22 protein-coding genes are annotated in these 18,605 nt (G+C 45.5%); 8 read left to right on the forward strand and 14 right to left on the reverse strand.

Annotated features, from left to right (window positions below; genetic code table 11):
- Positions 1–78 precede the first annotated feature (78 nt).
- A complete protein-coding gene (locus GVV58_RS06630; protein WP_004278462.1) occupies positions 79–357 on the forward strand; it encodes a hypothetical protein in 279 nt (92 codons plus the stop codon).
- Positions 358–580: 223 nt separating this feature from the next.
- Here GVV58_RS06630 and GVV58_RS06635 read toward each other — a convergent pair whose 3' ends face one another.
- The 4 genes from GVV58_RS06635 to GVV58_RS06650 form a co-directional block, all read right to left on the reverse strand.
- Entirely contained in the window at positions 581–2,296 is a 1,716-nt protein-coding gene (locus GVV58_RS06635) for a cation:proton antiporter (RefSeq protein WP_005172795.1), read from the reverse strand.
- Positions 2,297–2,431: 135 nt separating this feature from the next.
- The gene (gene rpmG, locus GVV58_RS06640) at positions 2,432–2,587 is read right to left on the reverse strand and encodes a 50S ribosomal protein L33 (RefSeq protein ID WP_001205031.1); all 156 of its coding nucleotides are present in this window, start codon (positions 2,585–2,587) and stop codon (positions 2,432–2,434) included.
- Positions 2,588–2,599: 12 nt separating this feature from the next.
- Positions 2,600–2,836, reverse strand: coding sequence for a 50S ribosomal protein L28 (rpmB, locus tag GVV58_RS06645; protein WP_000048256.1), 237 nt, complete (start codon positions 2,834–2,836; stop codon positions 2,600–2,602).
- Positions 2,837–3,001: 165 nt separating this feature from the next.
- Entirely contained in the window at positions 3,002–4,450 is a 1,449-nt protein-coding gene (locus GVV58_RS06650) for a coniferyl aldehyde dehydrogenase (protein ID WP_159516213.1), read from the reverse strand.
- Positions 4,451–4,565: 115 nt separating this feature from the next.
- On the opposite strand from GVV58_RS06650, the gene GVV58_RS06655 reads away from it, so the two are divergent.
- The 5 genes from GVV58_RS06655 (at position 4,566) to GVV58_RS06675 (ending at position 8,229) form a co-directional block, all read left to right on the forward strand.
- Positions 4,566–5,297, forward strand: coding sequence for a TetR/AcrR family transcriptional regulator (locus GVV58_RS06655; protein WP_034608773.1), 732 nt, complete (start codon positions 4,566–4,568; stop codon positions 5,295–5,297).
- Positions 5,298–5,345: 48 nt separating this feature from the next.
- On the forward strand, positions 5,346–6,212 hold the full coding sequence (gene purU / locus GVV58_RS06660; protein ID WP_005095527.1) for a formyltetrahydrofolate deformylase: 867 nt from the start codon (positions 5,346–5,348) through the stop codon (positions 6,210–6,212).
- 193 nt (positions 6,213–6,405) lie between these two features.
- Entirely contained in the window at positions 6,406–7,176 is a 771-nt protein-coding gene (locus tag GVV58_RS06665) for a TonB-dependent receptor (protein WP_100355795.1), read from the forward strand.
- 25 nt (positions 7,177–7,201) lie between these two features.
- A complete protein-coding gene (locus GVV58_RS06670) occupies positions 7,202–7,825 on the forward strand; it encodes a MotA/TolQ/ExbB proton channel family protein (RefSeq protein ID WP_005095531.1) in 624 nt (207 codons plus the stop codon).
- The gene (locus GVV58_RS06675; RefSeq protein WP_005172785.1) at positions 7,825–8,229 is read left to right on the forward strand and encodes a biopolymer transporter ExbD; all 405 of its coding nucleotides are present in this window, start codon (positions 7,825–7,827) and stop codon (positions 8,227–8,229) included. The genes GVV58_RS06670 and GVV58_RS06675 overlap by 1 nt, the downstream gene beginning before the upstream one ends.
- 65 nt (positions 8,230–8,294) lie before the next feature.
- On the opposite strand, the gene msrA is transcribed toward GVV58_RS06675, so the two are convergent.
- From msrA to GVV58_RS06705, 6 genes are all read right to left on the reverse strand, one after another.
- Entirely contained in the window at positions 8,295–8,819 is a 525-nt protein-coding gene (gene msrA, locus GVV58_RS06680) for a peptide-methionine (S)-S-oxide reductase MsrA (RefSeq protein ID WP_159516214.1), read from the reverse strand.
- A gap of 102 nt (positions 8,820–8,921) precedes the next feature.
- Positions 8,922–9,383: an META domain-containing protein gene (locus GVV58_RS06685; protein ID WP_159516215.1), complete on the reverse strand. Its 462-nt coding sequence runs from the start codon at positions 9,381–9,383 to the stop codon at positions 8,922–8,924.
- Positions 9,384–9,485: 102 nt separating this feature from the next.
- Positions 9,486–10,535, reverse strand: coding sequence for a DUF4105 domain-containing protein (locus GVV58_RS06690; protein ID WP_159516216.1), 1,050 nt, complete (start codon positions 10,533–10,535; stop codon positions 9,486–9,488).
- 23 nt (positions 10,536–10,558) lie between these two features.
- The gene (locus GVV58_RS06695; protein WP_159516217.1) at positions 10,559–11,071 is read right to left on the reverse strand and encodes a dihydrofolate reductase; all 513 of its coding nucleotides are present in this window, start codon (positions 11,069–11,071) and stop codon (positions 10,559–10,561) included.
- 97 nt (positions 11,072–11,168) lie between these two features.
- Positions 11,169–12,011, reverse strand: a complete 843-nt coding sequence (gene thyA, locus GVV58_RS06700) for a thymidylate synthase (protein ID WP_100329266.1) — start codon at positions 12,009–12,011, stop codon at positions 11,169–11,171.
- Between the two features lie 181 nt (positions 12,012–12,192).
- Complete coding sequence (locus GVV58_RS06705; RefSeq protein WP_100329265.1) at positions 12,193–12,684, reverse strand: lipocalin family protein; 492 nt, start codon at positions 12,682–12,684, stop codon at positions 12,193–12,195.
- A gap of 400 nt (positions 12,685–13,084) precedes the next feature.
- Between GVV58_RS06705 and GVV58_RS06710 the strand changes: the two genes are divergently transcribed.
- Entirely contained in the window at positions 13,085–13,600 is a 516-nt protein-coding gene (locus GVV58_RS06710) for a hypothetical protein (RefSeq protein ID WP_005103142.1), read from the forward strand.
- 18 nt (positions 13,601–13,618) lie between these two features.
- Here GVV58_RS06710 and GVV58_RS06715 read toward each other — a convergent pair whose 3' ends face one another.
- From GVV58_RS06715 to lgt, 3 genes are all read right to left on the reverse strand, one after another.
- Positions 13,619–14,005 carry a hypothetical protein gene (locus tag GVV58_RS06715; protein WP_159516218.1) on the reverse strand — a complete coding sequence of 129 codons (387 nt, stop codon included), beginning with the start codon at positions 14,003–14,005 and terminating at the stop codon, positions 13,619–13,621.
- Positions 13,998–14,390 carry a hypothetical protein gene (locus tag GVV58_RS06720; protein ID WP_159516219.1) on the reverse strand — a complete coding sequence of 131 codons (393 nt, stop codon included), beginning with the start codon at positions 14,388–14,390 and terminating at the stop codon, positions 13,998–14,000. Before GVV58_RS06720 ends, GVV58_RS06715 begins: the two co-directional genes overlap by 8 nt.
- 90 nt (positions 14,391–14,480) lie before the next feature.
- A complete protein-coding gene (lgt, locus tag GVV58_RS06725; protein ID WP_005095548.1) occupies positions 14,481–15,290 on the reverse strand; it encodes a prolipoprotein diacylglyceryl transferase in 810 nt (269 codons plus the stop codon).
- Positions 15,291–15,383: 93 nt separating this feature from the next.
- Between lgt and GVV58_RS06730 the strand changes: the two genes are divergently transcribed.
- Positions 15,384–16,166, forward strand: a complete 783-nt coding sequence (locus GVV58_RS06730) for an NRDE family protein (protein WP_005172768.1) — start codon at positions 15,384–15,386, stop codon at positions 16,164–16,166.
- Between the two features lie 52 nt (positions 16,167–16,218).
- Here the strand turns inward: GVV58_RS06730 and GVV58_RS06735 are convergent, their stop codons facing one another.
- Positions 16,219–18,471, reverse strand: coding sequence for a PhoX family phosphatase (locus GVV58_RS06735; RefSeq protein ID WP_100534630.1), 2,253 nt, complete (start codon positions 18,469–18,471; stop codon positions 16,219–16,221).
- Between the last annotated feature and the right edge of the window lie 134 nt (positions 18,472–18,605).

The raw sequence follows: 18,605 nt of genomic DNA on the forward strand, positions 1-18,605 counted from the left end.
TTTTTAACCCTATATTAATTACTCTAATGATGCAAAGTGCACCCGGCTCTTTGCCACCATGTTGAACATGGAGGATATATGTCTATAGAACAGTTGAAAGACTTATTTGGTAATCAAGACGCGATTTTAGAACTCGTTCAACTTGAAGGTGGTGCCTTGGCTTTACGCAATGCGGGTTCGCATAAACAGCCTTTGGTCATGATTCAGTTTAATGACGAGGTGAAGGCTCTACTCGGAGAGCAGACGCCTGTGATTGCGCAACAGATGATTCAGGCGGCCCTGTATGGCTTGCTGGAACAGCAGGTCAATGAATGGCAGGCAGAAGTGGTAGATGAAGAGCCGAAGTATATGAGTTAAGATTACAATGTATTCAAAAGCACACTATCGGTGTGCTTTTTGATTTTAAAGGGTTGGGGAATAAGTTAGATTTTAAGTACGAGCTCAAGGTGAGTTTCAAGAAATGAAAACCTCGTTTCTTTGATTTTACTCCTGATGATTTGAAGTCAGCTTATTACAAAAAATCTTGTGATTATGCATAAAAAAAGTTGCCACATTGGGCAACTTTTTTTATGCAGAGAGATTAATGAGAAGGGGGATGCTGATGCGCAATTTCGATCTGGTTTAAAATATGATTACTCATATTTTTCGCCATTTCTTCTTTGGCATAATACACCGCGCCGATATTATCACGACGGATCGCTTCAGCTTCTTCCTTGCTTTCGGCACAGACCAATACCTGAATTTTCGGATTCAAGGTCTTGGCAATATCTACAATTTTATGAATATCGATGATATCCATAGGGGAAATGACCAGTAAGCGCGCATGTTGAATATGCGCCTGGATCAAAACACCGGCTTCAGTCGCAGCGCCTGAAACCGCGGCAATACCTTTTTCACGCAGATTTTCGACAATATCGCGGTTTTCTTCTGCAATAACCACCTTGATATTTTCTTCCATTAATGAGCGGGTAATACGACGACCCACTTCACCATGACCAATCAGCACCACCTGATCACGCAAGTAATCCTGTGAAACTTCATCGGGTAACATTGCCAATGGATCACCACTGCGTTCCAGTAAGCGTGCCAGGGTCGAGCGTTCCCGAATCCATTTTTGTACCGGTTCAATCGCGGAGAAGATAAAGGAATTAAGAGTGATCGAGATCAATGCACCCGCCAGAATCAGGTTTTGACCTTCTAGTGAAAGCAGATTCAGTGACACCCCAAGTGCTGCCAAAATAAATGAAAATTCACCAATCTGTGCCAGCGAAGCGCCAACAGTCAGCGCGGTATTGATTGGATAGCGGAAGAACAATACCAGTGCCATTGCTGCAAGAGTTTTACCAATCAGAATAATGCCGACGACTGTCAGCACATGGAGTGGCTGTTCCAGTAAAATACGCGGATCAAACAGCATGCCGACAGAAACAAAGAATAAGATTGAGAAGATTTCACGCAGCGGCAAGGTTTCTTGTTCCGCGCGATGACTGAAATCTGACTCTTTCACCACCATCCCGGCAAAGAAAGCCCCCAGCGCCATAGATACCCCAAAAACCTTATAGGCCCCAAAGGCAATCGAGATGGCCGCAGCGACCACAGTCAGGGTAAACAGCTCACGAGAACCCAGACGTGCCACGACTTGGATGATCATCGGCACCAGACGTTTACCAATAATCAGCATAAAGGCAATAAAGCCTGCGACTTTCAGCAGGGTAATGCCTAAAGTGGCCCAGATATTTTCATCGCTCGCACCTTCAAGTGCTTGTCCGCCTAGAAGTAAGGCAGTGGCCGGCAATAATACCAAGGCCAAGACCATGACCAGATCTTCGACCAAAAGCCAACCGACGGCAATCCGGCCATTAATTGAATCGAGCAGACCACGATCACCGAGTGCTTTGAGTAGAACCACCGTACTGGCACAGGATAGGCTTAAACCGAATACGAGCGCAGAGCCAAAGCTCCAGCCCCATAACATCGAGACTCCCACTCCGAGCAGAGTGGCGACTGCAATTTGCAAAATTGCACCGGGCAATGCAATCCGCCGCACCTGCATCAGATCACTTAGCGAGAAATGCATCCCGACCCCGAACATCAGGAACATGACACCTAATTCTGCCAGCTGGTTGGCCAGATGAATGTCGCCGACCACACCGGGTGTATTGGGACTAATCAGAATGCCGGCCACCAGATAGCCGATAAGTGGGGGGAGGCGCAGACGTGCAGCGATATAGCCAAAAACCAGGGCTAAGCCAAAACCAACAGCCAATAATATAATGAGTTCTACGTCATGTGGCACTAAATACTCCTTTAGTTAGGTTTGCTGGGAAATAAGCACAAAAAGTGCCAAAACATGTAGAAAGTTTATCAAGTGGGGTAAAAAAAATGCAAAAAAAAACGACCTGAAAGGGTCGTTTTTTTTAAAAAGCCAAAATTATTTGATTTTAGCTTCTTTGAAGATTACGTGTTGACGGATTTTTGGATCAAATTTTTTGATTTCCATTTTTTCCGGCATAGTACGTTTGTTCTTAGTCGTGGTATAGAAATAACCTGTACCAGCTGAAGAAACTAAGCGAATTTTATCACGCATGGTTCAGACTCCTTAGATCTTTTGACCTTGAGCACGTAGGTCAGCAACAACCTTTTCAATGCCCAATTTGTCGATAATACGCATACCTTTAGTGGTTAAACGAAGACGTACAAAACGTTTTTCGCTTTCTAACCAGAAACGGTGGTGGTGCAGGTTCGGCTCGAACCGGCGTTTAGTTTTGTTGTTGGCGTGTGAGACGTTGTTACCAACGACTGGACGCTTGCCGGTAACTTGGCAAACCTTAGACATGGTGTAACTCCATTGATTTAGCCAACAGCAAATCTGTATGGCCAGTCAAAAATAAACGGATTGAAATCATTCAAGGGGCGTTTTATATCAAAAATGCGCTTAAAAGACAAGCGATTTTCGTCAAAACGCAGCACGAGCTATATCGATAGCTCATGCCTTGATCATTTAACGGAGAAGTGTCTTCGAAATCAGCTTATGAATCGGTTTATTGAACGGCGGCAGAATGTATTTCAAGCTATACAGCTTGGGATTCGACATTACCGAGCGTTCATGCGACAAACTGAAGAAGCCTTCTGGACCGTGATATTTCCCCATACCTGATGCACCGACACCCCCAAATGGTAGATCGTCTTGTGCAACATGGGTTAATACCGTATTTTGCCCGAAATGCCCTGAATGGGTACGCTGTGCGACATAATCGGCACGCGCTTGATCAAAGTCGAAGTAGTATAAAGCAAGTGGGCGTGGACGGCTATTAATAAAGTCGATAACTTCATCAATTTGATCATATTCCATGATTGGCAGCAGTGGACCAAAGATTTCATGCTGCATGATCTGCATGCTTGGTGTGACATTGGTCACAATGGTGGGGGCAATTTTACGCAGATCAGAGGAATTTTCATGGCGCGGATTGATTTCAATAACATGAGCACCCTGTTCACGTGCATCATCCAGATAGCCTTGCAGACGGTTGTACTGTTTGTCATTCACAATCGAGGTGTAATCCTGATTATGAGTGATATCCGGATACATACTTTCTACGCAGGCTTTAAAATGATCAATAAATTCTGCCGTCTTGCCACGAGGCAGGAACATATAGTCCGGTGCGACACAGGTTTGACCGGCATTCCAGAGTTTGCCCACCGCAATCCGCTGCGCGACATCACGCAGATCAATCGATGGATGCACCAGCACTGGCGACTTACCCCCTAGTTCCAGAATCACCGGAACCAGATTTTCTGCTGCGGCTGCCATCACGGTTTTACCCACAGCAGTCGAGCCGGTAAAAATCATTTTGTCGAAGGCTAGACGACAGAAGGCATCTGAGATCACACCGCCACCATTAACCACTGCGACCAGTTCTTTCGGAAAGGCTTCTGCCAAGGCTTTTTCAAGCACTTCACCAAACGCAGCCGATGCGCTAGAAATCTTGATCATGGCGTGGTTGCCGGCAGCCAATGCACAAATGAGTGGGCCAATGGACAGCAACAATGGATAGTTCCACGGTGCAATAATCCCAATCACGCCCAAAGGCTGATATTGCACCCAAGCTTTGGCCGGTTGATGAATAATGCCGACATGACGCTTGGAGGGTTTCATCCATCGGGTCAAGTTTTTGCTATAATATTTGATATGTTCCAGACAGGTGAGCAGTTCACCGATTTTGGTTTCCCCAATCGAGCGGTTACCATAATCTTGATTAATTGCCTCTGCAAATTGATCTTGATACTTAACTAAGATACGCTTAAGTCGAGCTAAACGATCGATGCGTTCCTTTGCCGTCGGCAAAGGATAGTTTAAGTAAGCATGTTTTTGTTGTGCCAAAAGCTCATTTAAGTATTGGCCATCAAAAAAATGGGGTGTCATTGATATTGTTTTTGTGTGACTGTTCATGCCGCACTACCATTATTCAAAAATCGATTAATTAATTTTTAGAGCAAATACTCTAATTAGTCAAGTGACTTTGTGTGTTAGCCTGCTAATGCACGAACTGAATGGTTATTTTAGGATGTCCCAAACCAAAACCTTAAAAACTAAAGAGCGTATCTTGCAGCTCAGTTTGCAGCTGTTCAATGAGCGTGGCGAACGCTCTGTGACCACCAATCATATTGCGGCTGAACTCGGGATGAGCCCTGGTAACCTGTATTATCATTTCCGTAATAAGAATGAAATTATTAAAGAACTGATGGAGGAGTACCAGCAGCAAACTCTGGAAATGCTGGCGCTGCCAGATGATCGTGCTCTGGATGCCAATGACAAGATTCATTATTTTCAGGTACTGAGCAGTCAGCTGTGGGCTTATCGCTTCTTGCATCGTGATGTCTATCATCTGGTTGAAAATAACGAAGATTTCCGCAAGATGTATCCACGCTTTGCCGGCGAGGTGATGCAGCAAGGTCAGAAAATCTATAAGGCTTTTGTGAATGCTGGCTTGATGGACATGACCGATTCAGAAATTGAAGCACTGATCATTAACCTGTGGATTGTACTGACCAACTGGACCAACTTCCTATATATGTCAGGTCATCTGACCGATTCCAATACGCTGGAAGAAAAATGGGTCTGGCAGGCATTGCGTCAAATGGTGTTCCTGGAAGGGGCCTATTTACGCGGTGAAAGCCGTCAAACTTATGAAGGTTTGCTAAATAGCCTAGGTTCTTCGGAACTTTTTGCCAGCCTGTCATCTGCAAAAAACACAGAAGTCGAGTCGCCTATTCAGAATATCTCGGAAACGCGCTAGAATACTCGGCTTATTTTTTAATTTAACTGATTAGTGACTTAAACCAACATGAATATGACGACTGCTAACACCGCACGTTTATTGATTACTTGTGAAGACAAGCCGGGCATCGTGCAGGCTGTTTCGAGCTTCTTGTATCATCAAGGTGCCAATATTACTGCGCTTGACCAATATGCGACAGCAGCGCAGGGCGGCCGTTACTTCATGCGCGTTGAATTTGAACTGGATCATCTGCAAAGCCGTAAAGAAAGCATTACCCAGACTTTTGCGGTAAATGTCGCAGAGCGTTATGGCATGCAATGGCGTCTGGCTCTGGTCAGCGATGTGAAGAAAGTCGGTATTTTGGTGTCTAAGGTCGATCATGCCTTGCTTGAGCTGTTATGGCGTCATGCCCGTGGTGGGTTGCCATGTGAAATTACCAAGGTGGTATCGAATCACGAGACTTTACGCGAAGCGGTTGAAAACTTTGGGATTCCATTTGAAGTGGTGCCGGTGACCAAAGACAACAAGCCTGAAGCCTATGCAGAAATTGACCAGTTAATGCAGGGCAATGACCTGTTGGTATTGGCACGTTATATGCAGATTCTAGATGAAGAATTTGTAAGTAAGTGGGAAATGAAAGTGATCAATATTCACCATTCATTCCTGCCCGCATTTGTCGGTGCAAATCCGTATAAGCAGGCGCATGAAAAAGGTGTCAAGCTGATCGGTGCGACTGCACACTATGTTACTGCCGATCTGGATCAGGGTCCGATCATCGAGCAGGACGTAGAACGTGTCAATCATGACTTTACCGTTGAACAGTTGCGTGAACTCGGTCAGGATGTAGAACGTAATGTACTGGCACGTGCAGTGAAATGGCATTTGGAAGACCGTATTATTGTCGATGGCAATAAAACTGTGGTGTTCCAATAAAACTTGCATCCCTATTTAAAAAGGCATACTTTTAGTGTGCCTTTTTTTGTTTTGATGCAAAAAAAATCAGTGAAAGGTATGATTAGTAGTTGCAAATGAAAACACTTCTCATTTATTATTGGCGTACTTTAATTGTGCTAACCGATGAGCTTGATTGTTTGTTTCACATCATCTCCTCAAGGTAATAGATTTAATGAGTCAAGTTGCTGCTCCCATGCCACCTACACCGCCCAACAAGATGAAAAAGAAAGTCATCTCGATTCTGGCGGCCGTGTTCGTTGGACATGTGGGCCTATTGTGGGCAGTGAGCCAGATGGACGCACCGGAGCTCAAGCCTGTAGAGAAAGAGCCGCTTAAAGTGCGCTTTGTAAAATTGCAGGAAGCACCCAAACCTTTACCGCCAAAGCCGAAGGCCGAGCCACAAAAAGAGCCGCCTAAGCCCAAAGAAGTCAAAATTGTAGATAAACCACTGCCACCACCACCGAAAAAAGTTGAAAAAATAGAACAGGTGAAGAAGGCAGAAGCACCTAAAGTCGTGAAAGCACCACCCGTTGAAGCTAAACCAACCCCAAGTCCGGTGGTACCGACAGTGGTCACCGAAACCAAAGTGCAACCGGCACCAGCTCCAGTCGCGCCACCTGCGCCTGTAGCACCGCCAGCACCTGCTGCGCCGCCATCACCAAAAAGTGTCTCGATTGGGGGGGGGGTGAGCTGGCAGCGCGCACCGAAAGTTTCCTTGTCTTCAGGTGAGTTAAGAGCGACTTGTTCGATGGTAGTCGATGTGGCGGCAAATGAGCAGGGTAAAGTGGTTTCTGCGACTGCACGTAATTCGGATTGTAGCTCGGCAGTGAACCGTAAAGTTGAAGCAGCGGTACGCCGCGCGCAACTAACCAAATATGTGGAAAATGGTGTGGCTTATCCAACCCGGGTTGAGCAGCCTTTCGATTTTCAAATTACCAAATAACGGCTAACCCATTAGGAGTTCGAAGATGAACTTTTCAGTTTATTGGCAACACGCTGATGCAGTCAGTAAAACGCTGTACTTCGTGTTATTGGCAATGTCGATTGCGACATGGACCATTTTTGTGCTGCGTTTAATGGGCACTCGCCAGCTTAAACAAGTTGCTTATACCCAGCTGTCTCAAGCATTGGAGCAACTGAAAACCAAATTGGCTCCTTTGGGCTTTGAACAGCGTAAGGCAGTGGCAGAACAGGCATTGTTACGTCAGATTTCAGCCGAAAAAGCCAATGCTGAAAAAGGGGTATCCGTCCTCGGTACGATTGCTTCGATTTCACCATTTGTCGGTTTGTTTGGTACCGTGTGGGGTATTTTCCATGCGCTGGTTGCAGTCGGTAAAAGCGGTCAGGCTGGTCTGGCACAAGTGGCAACCCCAGTCGGTGAAGCCTTGATCATGACGGGTCTAGGCTTGGCCGTCGCGATTCCTGCGGTACTGGCTTATAACATCTGTGTGCGTTTCAATCGTGGTTTGGCGCATGAGTTACAAGATCAGGCACATGGCTTGTTGATTGACACCATGTTGCAACAGGAATCTGCTGCAAAAAAGTCTGATGAAAAAGTAACACAACAGAGTTTAGTGGGAGGTCAAGCTTAATGGCTTTTCAACTGGGTGAAGACAACGATGTAGGTATGAATGAGATGAATCTCATTCCCCTCATCGACATTATGTTGGTATTGATGATCATCTTCTTGGTGACAGCGACCGTTGCGAACCCATCAATTCCATTAACCTTGCCACAAACCACTGCGGAGATTATTGATCTGCCGCCTGAAAATGTCACAATCAGCATCAATGCGGAAGGTGAGATTGCCTGGAATGGCAATGTCCTGACCCTAGACGAATTGCAGACCCGTTTTAATGAAGCAGGTCAGACTGAACGTCAGCCGACGATTGTGCTGAAAGCAGATAAAGAATCCCGTTATGACACGGTAGCTCAAGTCATGTCGCGTGCGAGTGGAGCCGGACTCAGCGATATTGCCTTTGCAACCGATAACTAAGATTCAGCTAACAAAAAAAAGCGACTGATTTCAGTCGCTTTTTTTATCCCCATTTTTTATGCAAGTTAATGGGTTTTTAACAAAGTCATAAATTTACTGCGTAATTTATTCAGTTTTGGCGGAATGGCAAAATTGCAGTAACCTTGGTTTGGATTTTTCGCAAAGAAATTTTGGTGATATTCCTCAGCAGGATAGAAGGTCGGCATCGGGCTGAGTTCAGTCACAATAGTCAGGCCTTCATTTTTTAAAGCATCCATGGCTGCTTCTGCCTGAGTTTTTTGTTCAGCATTCAGATAATAAATCACGGAACGATATTGGGTGCCGACGTCATTGCCCTGACGGTTCAAAGTGGTTGGATCATGTGTCGCAAAAAACACCTCAAGGAGCTGGACATAGCTGATCTGGTTTTCGTCGAAATCAACCAGAATAACTTCAGCATGGCCGGTTTCACCGCCGCACACGGCCTCATAACTTGGCTCAGGGGTATGACCGCCGGCATAGCCACTCAGGACTTGCTGAACGCCCTGAATTTGTAAAAATACCGCTTCGGTACACCAAAAGCATCCACCACCAAAAAGTGCTTGTTGCATGGCTGATTCCTCATTCGATTGAACTGGGCTGATGGTTAAATCCTGGCCCATCAGTATGAAAGATAAAAAAGCCCGCCAATACAGGCTTTTTGTAGGGAAGTCTTAACGTGGCTGAACTGCACTTTCCAGCTGAATTAACACATTACCATGACGATCCAATAGTTTTAGGGTTTTACCAAATACCTGATAATGCGTCACCTTGGCTAAAGCTTCATTAAATTTCTGATCGAGCTGATCATTATGCATACAGGCCATGCGTGTTGTTGCCATCTGGCTTAAATTCAGGCTGTCTTTGCCTGCCGTATAGCTGCCCATAACCCGGTTACAGCCATCTGAACCGGAAACACGCTGGGTACTGGCATCAAATTGCAGACTTGGAAGATGAGGTGCAGTAGCTGCGGTCTTGATTTCAGTATTGCCAATCTGTGTGGCAATCCAGGTGCGATTTTGCAAAAGTTGTAAATGATTCGTGGTTTGTGTGGTGGCGGTATTCGGCACGGTTTCGCAGCCCATCACAGCCAATATCGAACCCAATAGGGCGATTGCAGTTAATTTTTTTAGCATGAAAGATACTCTGATTATTGACTAGCTATTTGTATATAAACAAAAAAATGACTCAGGTTCCAGTTGATTTTGTATCTTTATTTACAGTGATAAAAACGCCAGTTAATGTGTCTGAGGTGCAGGCAGGCCTTGACGAAGTCGCTGCGAATATTCCTGGCTGGACAGATCGGCGCTCTGTTTGACTCGTGGATTCACATGCGCCCGTTGGTACCAGGTGTGCATATCCCAGGATTGATCCAGCACTTTCAGATCATAGAGATAATTCGGTAAATAGCCGGACGCTAACAGTCGATAATCTGAAGGCAATTGTTGTTGCGATACTGCCTGAACCATATCAAAGACCAGAGTGGTGCAATTACTGGTCAGGGTGTTATACCACTTGGGTTCTCTGGCCAATTCATCGGCCTGGGCCAGATATTCTTTGAATAAGGCTTTGGCCTGAGCTTGGGGCATATTCACCGGAAAGAAATACACCTGCTCCCCGCGAATATTACTACGCGTATACACAATATCTTTTTCGTCCGATGCCACCAGACTCAATTCATATTTACGGAAAAACCCACCAATTGCAGAAAACTCTTCATGTTTTTCCTTGCGGATTTCAATCGAGAAAGTGAGAGGTTTTTGATTGGCAAAATCGAAGCTGACCAGCGTGTGGGCAATTTTCGGACCCATCCAGTAGGAGGTAATGATATTCACCCCGCTAATCTGGTTCAGGTCAAAACTGCGGCTTTCCCAACGTTCGATATAACGACCATCAGCTTGCCAGTCAAAGTTCCGGATATTGTGCAGGGTGATCTGATCGCCTTGTTGTTCATAATGCAACAACTGAGCCACTTCAGGATTCCACTCCCGATCCTGACGCGCTTGCAGACTAAAATAGCCCAGCAGACAAAACAGAAAGACCAGAAGATATAGAATGCTATCGACTTTACGCGAGATCAGGTGCCGGGTGAAGTAGATCCCGAGTACCAGCAGGGAAAACGTTAACCAAACACCAATCAGGATCAAGCTGCCGATTTCGCCAAGGGGGTGCTGAACCCAGAGCATCAGGCTGAGCCACAGACTCGACAGCATGACGAACAAGGTAAATAAGCTGCCCAGCAGCCACAGACTCCAATGCCTGGAAATATCTTTGCGTCCCTGCATCATCACTTTTTTATAAGAAATAAGCTTTATTTTCTGTAGGTTGCGAACTCAAAAGCAATGCCGGTTTTGTCGTCAATATGTTGCTCGGTCGCGACTTTTTTGAATTCTGCCGGAATTTCAGGATAATAGGCATGACCTTGTACATCCAGGTCAACATGGGTCAGTTCCAGACGGTCGGCAATGTCCATGGTCTGTTTAAAGATTTCACCGCCACCAATAATGAAAATAGACGTCGGTTTTTCTGAGTTTTGCACATCAGTAACTGCCTGAATAAGCGCATCTTCAATGTTATGAGCGACTTTAGTGCCTTGAAAAGACCAGTCAGGATCACGGCTAATGACCCAGTTCACGCGTTTAGGGAGCGCACGTCCCATCGATTCAAGGGTCTTGCGGCCCATGACAATCACACCGCCCTGAGTGATTTCTTTAAAATGCTTGAGATCGGCTGAGATATGCCAAGGCAGGTCATTGTCCTTACCAATACAGCGCTGCTGATCCATTGCAACGACATGAACGACTTCTAAATCCTGAAATGCCATACCTACACTCAAAAACAAATAAAAATTTGCTCCTATTAAAATGCAAAATCCCACTTTAAGCAAAGTGGGATTTTGATTTTCTTTGGTTTGGGAACATTTACACTGCAACGGGTGCCTTAATCCCCGGATGTGATTCATAACCAATAATTTCAATATCTTCAAATTTGAAGTCGAACAGGTCTTTGATCTCAGGATTCAATTTAAGTTGGCACAGGCCCAAGGGCTCACGGCTGAGCTGTAACTGGGCTTGCTCGAAGTGATTGCTATACAGGTGTGTATCGCCACCGGTCCAGACAAAATCACCGACCTCCAGCTGACAGACTTGCGCGATCATATGCGTCAACAGGGCATAGCTGGCGATATTAAATGGAACACCGAGAAAAACATCGGCGCTACGCTGATACAGCTGACAAGACAATTTGCCATTGTGGACAAAGAACTGGAACAGGGTATGGCAAGGCGGTAATGCCACTTGGCCCGCTTCATTCGGATTCCAGCCAGATACAATCAGACGGCGCGAATTCGGATTGGTTTTAATTTCATTAATCAACCATTTGATCTGATCAAAACCATCCTGATTATAGCTATTATCTGCATTTTTGCTGGCACCAAAATTACGCCACTGGTGACCGTAAACTGGCCCCAGTTCACCTTCAGGGCGGCCAAAACGCGCGGTCTGTTCGGCGGTTGCCCACTCATCCCAAATCGAAACTTTATGCTCTTTTAAATATTGAACGTTGGTATCGCCTTTTAAAAACCATAATAATTCAATCACGATAGAACGGAAATGAACTTTTTTGGTGGTGAGTAAAGGGAAACCTTGGGAAAGATCAAAGCGCATCTGATGACCAAATACCGAACGTGTCCCTGTACCGGTACGGTCGCCTTTATCGCCGCCGTTGTCGAGAATGTGTTGTAAAAGGTCAAGATATTGGCGCATAGGTCTCTCTATTTAAATCTGTTGAAAATCGCCGTTTTAACAGCAGTATAGATTATTTCAAAAATAATTTGCTGTCGAAAGGGACAATTTAAATTGCGCATATCATAGCATTTTTTGATGAGCTTTCATCGCTCAAACCAGAATAAAAAAGACCTCCTGATAGAGGTCTTTGTACAGTAAATTAAGCCGTTTTATGGCCAGTATGCACGGTGTGAATCAGATCGGACAGATCATAACCCAAGGATTCTGCATAGCTTAAATATTCACGTTGAGTGGCTTCATCTAAAGTCGTCCCGCGATGTAGCAGCCATAAGTATTCTTTACCAGGTTCGCCCACAAGGGCCGTCTGATAATCCGGATCGATTTTTAATACCCAATAATCGCCCTTGGTAAACGGAATCCAACGCAGGCCTTCAGGTAAAAAACTGACTTCGAGCTTGGCATGTTCTGCATCGACAATGGTCGCTTCAGCAATGGCTTCATCCAGCTTACCCTCACCATCCAGACAGCGGTTCTGAACCCGAACCTTGCCATTTTCATTTAAGCTATATACCGCAGAAATATCGGTGCTGTTCTCGGGTTGGTGTTTCATCGGCAAACGTGCAATTTCATACCAGGTGCCTAAATATTGTTCTAAATTAAAATTTGAAACGGTACTTAAAGTCTGACTCATTTTTCTTCTCCGTTTAGTTCAATATTTAAAAATGCCGAATCAGTGTAATACAGGGTGCAAAGCTCAAAATGATGTAATCATGTAGTGAAATGTTGTCTGAAAATGGCCGAGCTACAGCTTAAAGTCACACGTTTGAGTAGAAAAAAAATAAGGACTCATTTTGTGTATTTCAGGCTGAAAAGACTTTGCAAGGCGTCGGAGTTGGCTTTGCTTTACATTTTTTTTGCAAAGATGATGGGTTTTGTAACTGTATTAGAAAGAACGGCTTAATTTGAATGCCGCAAAAATAGACAAATTTATTTACATTTTTAATGTGAAAGATAACATTTAAACGACTAGTATTCTCGGCTTGTTAACAATATGAAAGCCTAAATTACAGGCGAGGAGCGGTTGGTAAGGCATGATCTATGATCATCAAGTAAACATGAGCGAAGTATATGCTCCTGTCCAAGCGAATATCATTGTGCGTTCCCAATCGGAGCAAAGACCTAAAAAGTCATCCCACAAAGCCACTGTCCGTAATGCTTCAGGCGTAAGCAATGGCCATCGTATCAATATCGAGAAATTTACCAGTTATCTGCAAGGCATTACCCGAAATACCAGTACACAGAAATGTGCGCGCAGTATTCGTGTCGGTCTGCAATCCTCTGGTGCGAAAATTGTGAACCATCCAGTCGCAGCGGCAGATTGGGGAAGTACCCTGATGCAGCTGGGCTATAAGAAAATTAATGCTTCTTTTGATCGGCCGAAAAAAGGCGATATCTATATTATTGACCGTACTCAGGGACATAAATATGGACATATCGCGGCTTATTCAGGTAGTGCCTGGGTATCGGATTTCAAACAGCGAGATCATGCGGTTTATCGCAATAAAAACGTGACTTATAGTTACTATCGTCTGGAAACTTACTTCTAAGAAAATACTGCGAAGTGATCAGTCCTCAAAACGCTTCGCACGGCTTTCATAGATTGAAACGATAAATAATCCAATCGCGGCAAAGCCAAGACATTGCAGACCCCAGGCAAATTTGCCCCATTGTTGGTGCTGTTCAGGCAAATAGCCAAACAGGGTAATTAAGGCAATGATGGGAATCACCCGGCTCAAGGCGCTAAAGCCATTTGCATAGGGATTGGATTTCGAAATTTTCAGGCGGAAATGGTGCAGTAAATGCACGACAATCCCAATCGCTAAACTCACCCCAACAAACACCGGACCTAATTGGGTCACAGTTGATGCTGCGTAAATGACAATACAGGTCGCAATAATCACCATCAGTTTGATTTGACGGTGACAGCGTTCGGAATACCAAAATTCAAGCATGTGGCGGCTCTGGATCGTGAGAGTTCTGATTGAGCAGCGACAGCGGTGAAAACAGGCAAATCGCCAGTGCCATAAAAGCAATGCCTTGTGCACCCGGAATCAGGATTTCACCCTGTTGCATGTTCATAAAAACTAAAGCAATCAATAAGGCAATTGGAATCCAGGTCAGTAGTCTATACAGTAAACCGGTCGGCTTTTTGCTGGCAAAGTGGATTTTGCAGTAACGACAAATCAGAAAAATCACACCTGTACCGACAAACATCAGAATTGCATCTAGTGGCAGTGGCTGCATCCAGTACAACACTGCAGCTGTCACGGCAATCACAATAAAGATCAACAGTTTTTTTAGAACAGACACCTGTGGATTGAACCAGAACTCAAGCATAGTGATGAAGAAATCGAAAAGATAATCGGCACTTTAGCATATTTTGGCTATAAAAAAGCGAGGCCTGTGCCTCGCTCAATGGAGCTGGTTTTAACTGTTTTTCTGTGGACCCCAGTCATAGATTTTCTTTTGGTAGGCATACCACATCATCCACAAGCCAATCAGGATCATTGGCAGGCTCAGGAATTGGCCCTTGCTCATCCAGCCAATAAACAGCTGACCATTGTCCGGCTCACGGAAGAACTCGACCACGAAGCGTGCCAGACCATAACCGATCAGGAACAGTGCAGAGACCGCCATACGTGGACGCGGCTTGGAACTGAACCACCACAATACAATAAACAGAATCAGGCCTTCACACAGCGCCTGATACAATTGTGATGGATGACGCACCAGCTGCAAAGGATCGGTCGGGAAAATCATGCCCCAGGCAAAGTTGGGATCGGTCACCTGACGGCCATACAATTCACCGCCAATAAAATTACCAATCCGGCCAAACATCAGCCCCGTTGGTACGCAGGGTGCGATAAAATCTAGGGTCTGGAACCAGGTCATCTTGTATTTCCGGCACCACCACAGCATGGCCAGAATGACACCGAGGAAACCACCGTGGAAGCTCATACCACCGGTCCAGATCTGGAATAACCATAAAGGATCTGCGAGGAACTGAGAAAAACCATAGAACAAGACATAACCGACACGGCCACCGATGATGACACCAAGCGCACCGAAGAAAATCAGGTCAGAGACCATATCTGGCGTCCAGCCGCGTTGTTTGGCTCGAAACGTTGCCAATCCCCAGGCAAATAAAAATGCCAGTAAGTACATCAGTCCATACCAGTGGACTTGCAGGGGCCCGAGCGAAATCGCGACGGGATCAATATTGGGATAGGTGAGCATTCCTGTTCCTTGTGATTCTGTTTTGCACAGATTTTAGCTGAAAGCAAAGAAAAATGTTGTACATTCAATGTGTAAAGATCGAGAGCGTAAATTATGTGTATCGTGGCACTGGCTTGGCGGGTTGTAGATGAGACCCCATTATGTCTGATTTCAAATCGGGATGAATTCTATCAGCGGCCTACACAGGCATTACATGAATGGGAAAATAGTCCGATTATTGCCGGGCAGGATTTGCAGTCGGGCGGCACCTGGATGGGTATCACGGCCTCAGGTCGCTGGGCAGTGATTACCAATTTTCGCAACGGGCAAGATCGGACAGATTATCCGACTTCACGTGGTCATATCATCCAGGATTTTTTAAATTCGGACTTAACGCCGATTCGTTTCGCACAAGATCTGGAACAACGGCAGTGTGACTATGCCGGTTTTAACCTGTTCGTTGGAGACCAGCAGCAGGCGGTGTATATGAGCAATCGCGGCGAAGCACCGCAAGTGCTGGCACAAGGCGTCTATGTTGTCTCCAACGGCCTGATGAGCGAAGACTGGTATAAGACCCGGCATTTGCGTAAACGCTTTACCCAGGAATTTTTACCCATGCTGCAACAACCAGCCATGCCAGAAACTGATCTGTGTCATGCGGTTTGGGATATTCTGGAAGATGAACGCAAGGTGATTCCTGAACTGCTGCCGGAAACAGGGATCTCGGTTGAAATGGAACATCTGCTGTCCTCGACTTTTATTCAAAGCCCGACTTACGGCACCCGTTGCTCGAATTTTCTAAGAATGCAGCGAGGACAATGGCACTGGATCGAGAAGTCACAACAAGGTGTGACTGCAGGGCAATTGATCGAGAAAATCATGATGCTACAACAATAATCCCAGATAAAAAATGCCGACATCTGCCGGCATTTTAATGAAACTTATTTTTTTATGCTGTCGCTTGTTCCAAGGCTTCACCGGCAATCGCACCGCCATCCTTACGGGTAATGACCACAGTCGCAGAGCGAGGCACTTTGCCTAAACGGCTATAACGCTCGCTTTGATTGGCTGGCCATGCACCGCCTGGATGCTGCACATTGACGAAAATTGCTTTGTAGTCCGGCGTAATCGTCACACCGGTAATTTCACAGCCCGATGGCCCTGTGAGGAAGCGGCGAACCCGATCATTATTCAGTTTGGCACCGACAAAGGTTTCCTGTCCTTCAGCCTTGGTGCTGGCTGCCAATGCTTTTCTGCCATCACCGACTGTACCTGGCAGGGCTGCCAGCATCATACAGTTGGTTTCATCGGTGTACTGGCCATCATCCGTCTGGATCCACAAAATACCACGCGGATCGAACCACATCCCGTCCGGGCTAGAGAAGTCATTTAAATCATCCAGACCTGACAGGTTGATGTTAGAGGCAGCACGTGCTTCTGCACCGAACAGGAAGATATCCCAGGCAAATGTCGTGGCTTTGACATTATTCTCATTTTCACTAAAACGGATAATGTGACCATTCATATTGCCTGAATTACTGGCATTTGAATCTTTGAAGTCGATATAGCTACGTGGGTTTGCTGCATCGGTCGGATAGGCGCGTCCGCGGTTACCGTTATTGGTGAGAGTGACATAGACTTCACCATTTTCCGGATTGATGGCAACCCATTCCGGACGATCCATTTTGGTCGCACCGACATGATCGGCAGCAAGACGGAGATTAATGACGATATCGTCTTGGCCTGCAAATGGATAAATTTCGTTGGCAGCAGTTAAACCATTTTTACCATAGCTAAGTTCTAACCATTCACCAGTACCATCATCATTGAATTTAGCGACATATAATGTGCCTTTATCCATGTATTTATCACCAGCGGTATAACCCCCATTGACATCTTTCGGATCCCAGACTGCATCAGAAACAAATTTATAGATATATTCGCCTGTTGCATCATCCCCCATATAGAAGGCTAATGGCTGACCCGGAATCGGATTACTACAGCGGCAGTCTTCATGGGCAAAGCGGCCCAATGCAGTACGTTTAACCGGACGTGTGTTCGCGCTAAATGGATCAATCTCGACAATGAATCCGCAGGTATTCATGACATTACGATAATCAGCTAAAGCACTGGCGCCTTTTACTGAAATATCCCAACGATCATACAGTCCTTTATCACCGGTTAATTCAGCAACCGGAGTATTCCAGCGGTATTGAGATGAACGGGCCTCACTACCGCCACGACCATAACGTGACAAGGCAATTTCTTCTTTTGCAATCGCGCGGGTGTCATTGGCTTGACGGGCAAAATAACCACTCCAGTTTTCTTCCGCGGTTAAGTAAGTGCCCCAAGGTGTATACCCATTACCACAGTTGGCAAAGGTGCCGCGCGTCAACGTTCCATCGGGTGAGAAAATCGTTTTCACCAAGTCAGAGCCGCGAGCGGGTCCATGAATTTCCATCTCGGTTGCTGCCGTGATACGACGGTTAAACTTAGAATTTAAGTTAATTTTAACCTCTTGTGTATTGGCATCTTTGCTAATCTCAATTACCGAAACCCCATGCGCATTCACTTCACGAAGGACCTGATCTTCTGGACGTACACCGTCGATCGTAATCGGGCCTTCTGGCGTATGGAGTTGAGCTTGTTGCAGGTATTCGTGATTTAAAACCAGTAAACCTTGGGTGGACTCTTTGGCCGCATAGTTTTTGTTGCTTGGATGCATACCGAAAAAGCTCATGCCGTCATGGTTATCGCCTGCACGGAACTGATAAGAAGCACCTGAAGCTAATGTTACATCTGTCTTTTCTGAATATGCAGGGTTAATTGGATCACCGACCGCATATAGCACTTTCAGTTCATAGCCTTCAGGCACGCTAAAGAAGTTTTGCGTATTTTTGCGAACCGGCTCAAAGGTCAATTTATTCGGGCGCGCTTTCAGGTCACTCCATGCATGTTGATCTGGGTTCGTGGTGTCTGGTGGTGTGGTGGGGTTAGTGTCAGGCGTGCCAGAATCATTATCATCATCTGAACAACCACTTACTGTTGCTGCAAAGGCTAAGGCCATTGCCCCACTGGTGGTTTTTGCAATAAAACTACGGCGACTGGTGTATTGATCCAGAATTGTTTGAAAGTGGCTATTGTTTGAATTATTACTGTCTTCAACCAGATCCTGGCAAGGTATCATGTCTTCGTTTTTCATTTTAAAGTCTCAAGTAAAAATAAGTGCTTGGTGGTGTAGAAGTTTTCAATACCTTAAGTCTGAGATGTGACACTAATCTTAAGGAAATGTGACATTAAGATTAAATAAATCAGTATTTTACTGATATTTTAAAA

This window comes from Acinetobacter sp. 18QD2AZ41W (assembly GCF_009829025.1).
GTDB classification, from domain to species: domain Bacteria; phylum Pseudomonadota; class Gammaproteobacteria; order Pseudomonadales; family Moraxellaceae; genus Acinetobacter; species Acinetobacter pseudolwoffii.

Excerpts from the sequence above, each read along its gene's own strand:
- GVV58_RS06735 (WP_100534630.1), bottom strand. The coding sequence starts at position 18,471 with ATGAAAAACGAAGACATGATACCTTGCCAGGATCTGGTTGAAGACAGT.
- GVV58_RS06715 (WP_159516218.1), bottom strand. The coding sequence starts at position 14,005 with ATGCTTGAATTTTGGTATTCCGAACGCTGTCACCGTCAAATCAAACTG.
- GVV58_RS06650 (WP_159516213.1), bottom strand. The coding sequence starts at position 4,450 with ATGAACAGTCACACAAAAACAATATCAATGACACCCCATTTTTTTGAT.
- thyA (WP_100329266.1), bottom strand. The coding sequence starts at position 12,011 with ATGCGCCAATATCTTGACCTTTTACAACACATTCTCGACAACGGCGGC.
- GVV58_RS06730 (WP_005172768.1), top strand. The coding sequence starts at position 15,384 with ATGTGTATCGTGGCACTGGCTTGGCGGGTTGTAGATGAGACCCCATTA.
- lgt (WP_005095548.1), bottom strand. The coding sequence starts at position 15,290 with ATGCTCACCTATCCCAATATTGATCCCGTCGCGATTTCGCTCGGGCCC.
- GVV58_RS06685 (WP_159516215.1), bottom strand. The coding sequence starts at position 9,383 with ATGCTAAAAAAATTAACTGCAATCGCCCTATTGGGTTCGATATTGGCT.
- GVV58_RS06665 (WP_100355795.1), top strand. The coding sequence starts at position 6,406 with ATGAGTCAAGTTGCTGCTCCCATGCCACCTACACCGCCCAACAAGATG.
- GVV58_RS06695 (WP_159516217.1), bottom strand. The coding sequence starts at position 11,071 with ATGGCATTTCAGGATTTAGAAGTCGTTCATGTCGTTGCAATGGATCAG.
- purU (WP_005095527.1), top strand. The coding sequence starts at position 5,346 with ATGAATATGACGACTGCTAACACCGCACGTTTATTGATTACTTGTGAA.
- rpmG (WP_001205031.1), bottom strand. The coding sequence starts at position 2,587 with ATGCGTGATAAAATTCGCTTAGTTTCTTCAGCTGGTACAGGTTATTTC.
- GVV58_RS06705 (WP_100329265.1), bottom strand. The coding sequence starts at position 12,684 with ATGAGTCAGACTTTAAGTACCGTTTCAAATTTTAATTTAGAACAATAT.
- rpmB (WP_000048256.1), bottom strand. The coding sequence starts at position 2,836 with ATGTCTAAGGTTTGCCAAGTTACCGGCAAGCGTCCAGTCGTTGGTAAC.
- GVV58_RS06710 (WP_005103142.1), top strand. The coding sequence starts at position 13,085 with ATGATCTATGATCATCAAGTAAACATGAGCGAAGTATATGCTCCTGTC.
- GVV58_RS06690 (WP_159516216.1), bottom strand. The coding sequence starts at position 10,535 with ATGATGCAGGGACGCAAAGATATTTCCAGGCATTGGAGTCTGTGGCTG.
- GVV58_RS06675 (WP_005172785.1), top strand. The coding sequence starts at position 7,825 with ATGGCTTTTCAACTGGGTGAAGACAACGATGTAGGTATGAATGAGATG.
- GVV58_RS06630 (WP_004278462.1), top strand. The coding sequence starts at position 79 with ATGTCTATAGAACAGTTGAAAGACTTATTTGGTAATCAAGACGCGATT.
- GVV58_RS06720 (WP_159516219.1), bottom strand. The coding sequence starts at position 14,390 with ATGCTTGAGTTCTGGTTCAATCCACAGGTGTCTGTTCTAAAAAAACTG.
- msrA (WP_159516214.1), bottom strand. The coding sequence starts at position 8,819 with ATGCAACAAGCACTTTTTGGTGGTGGATGCTTTTGGTGTACCGAAGCG.
- GVV58_RS06670 (WP_005095531.1), top strand. The coding sequence starts at position 7,202 with ATGAACTTTTCAGTTTATTGGCAACACGCTGATGCAGTCAGTAAAACG.
- GVV58_RS06655 (WP_034608773.1), top strand. The coding sequence starts at position 4,566 with ATGTCCCAAACCAAAACCTTAAAAACTAAAGAGCGTATCTTGCAGCTC.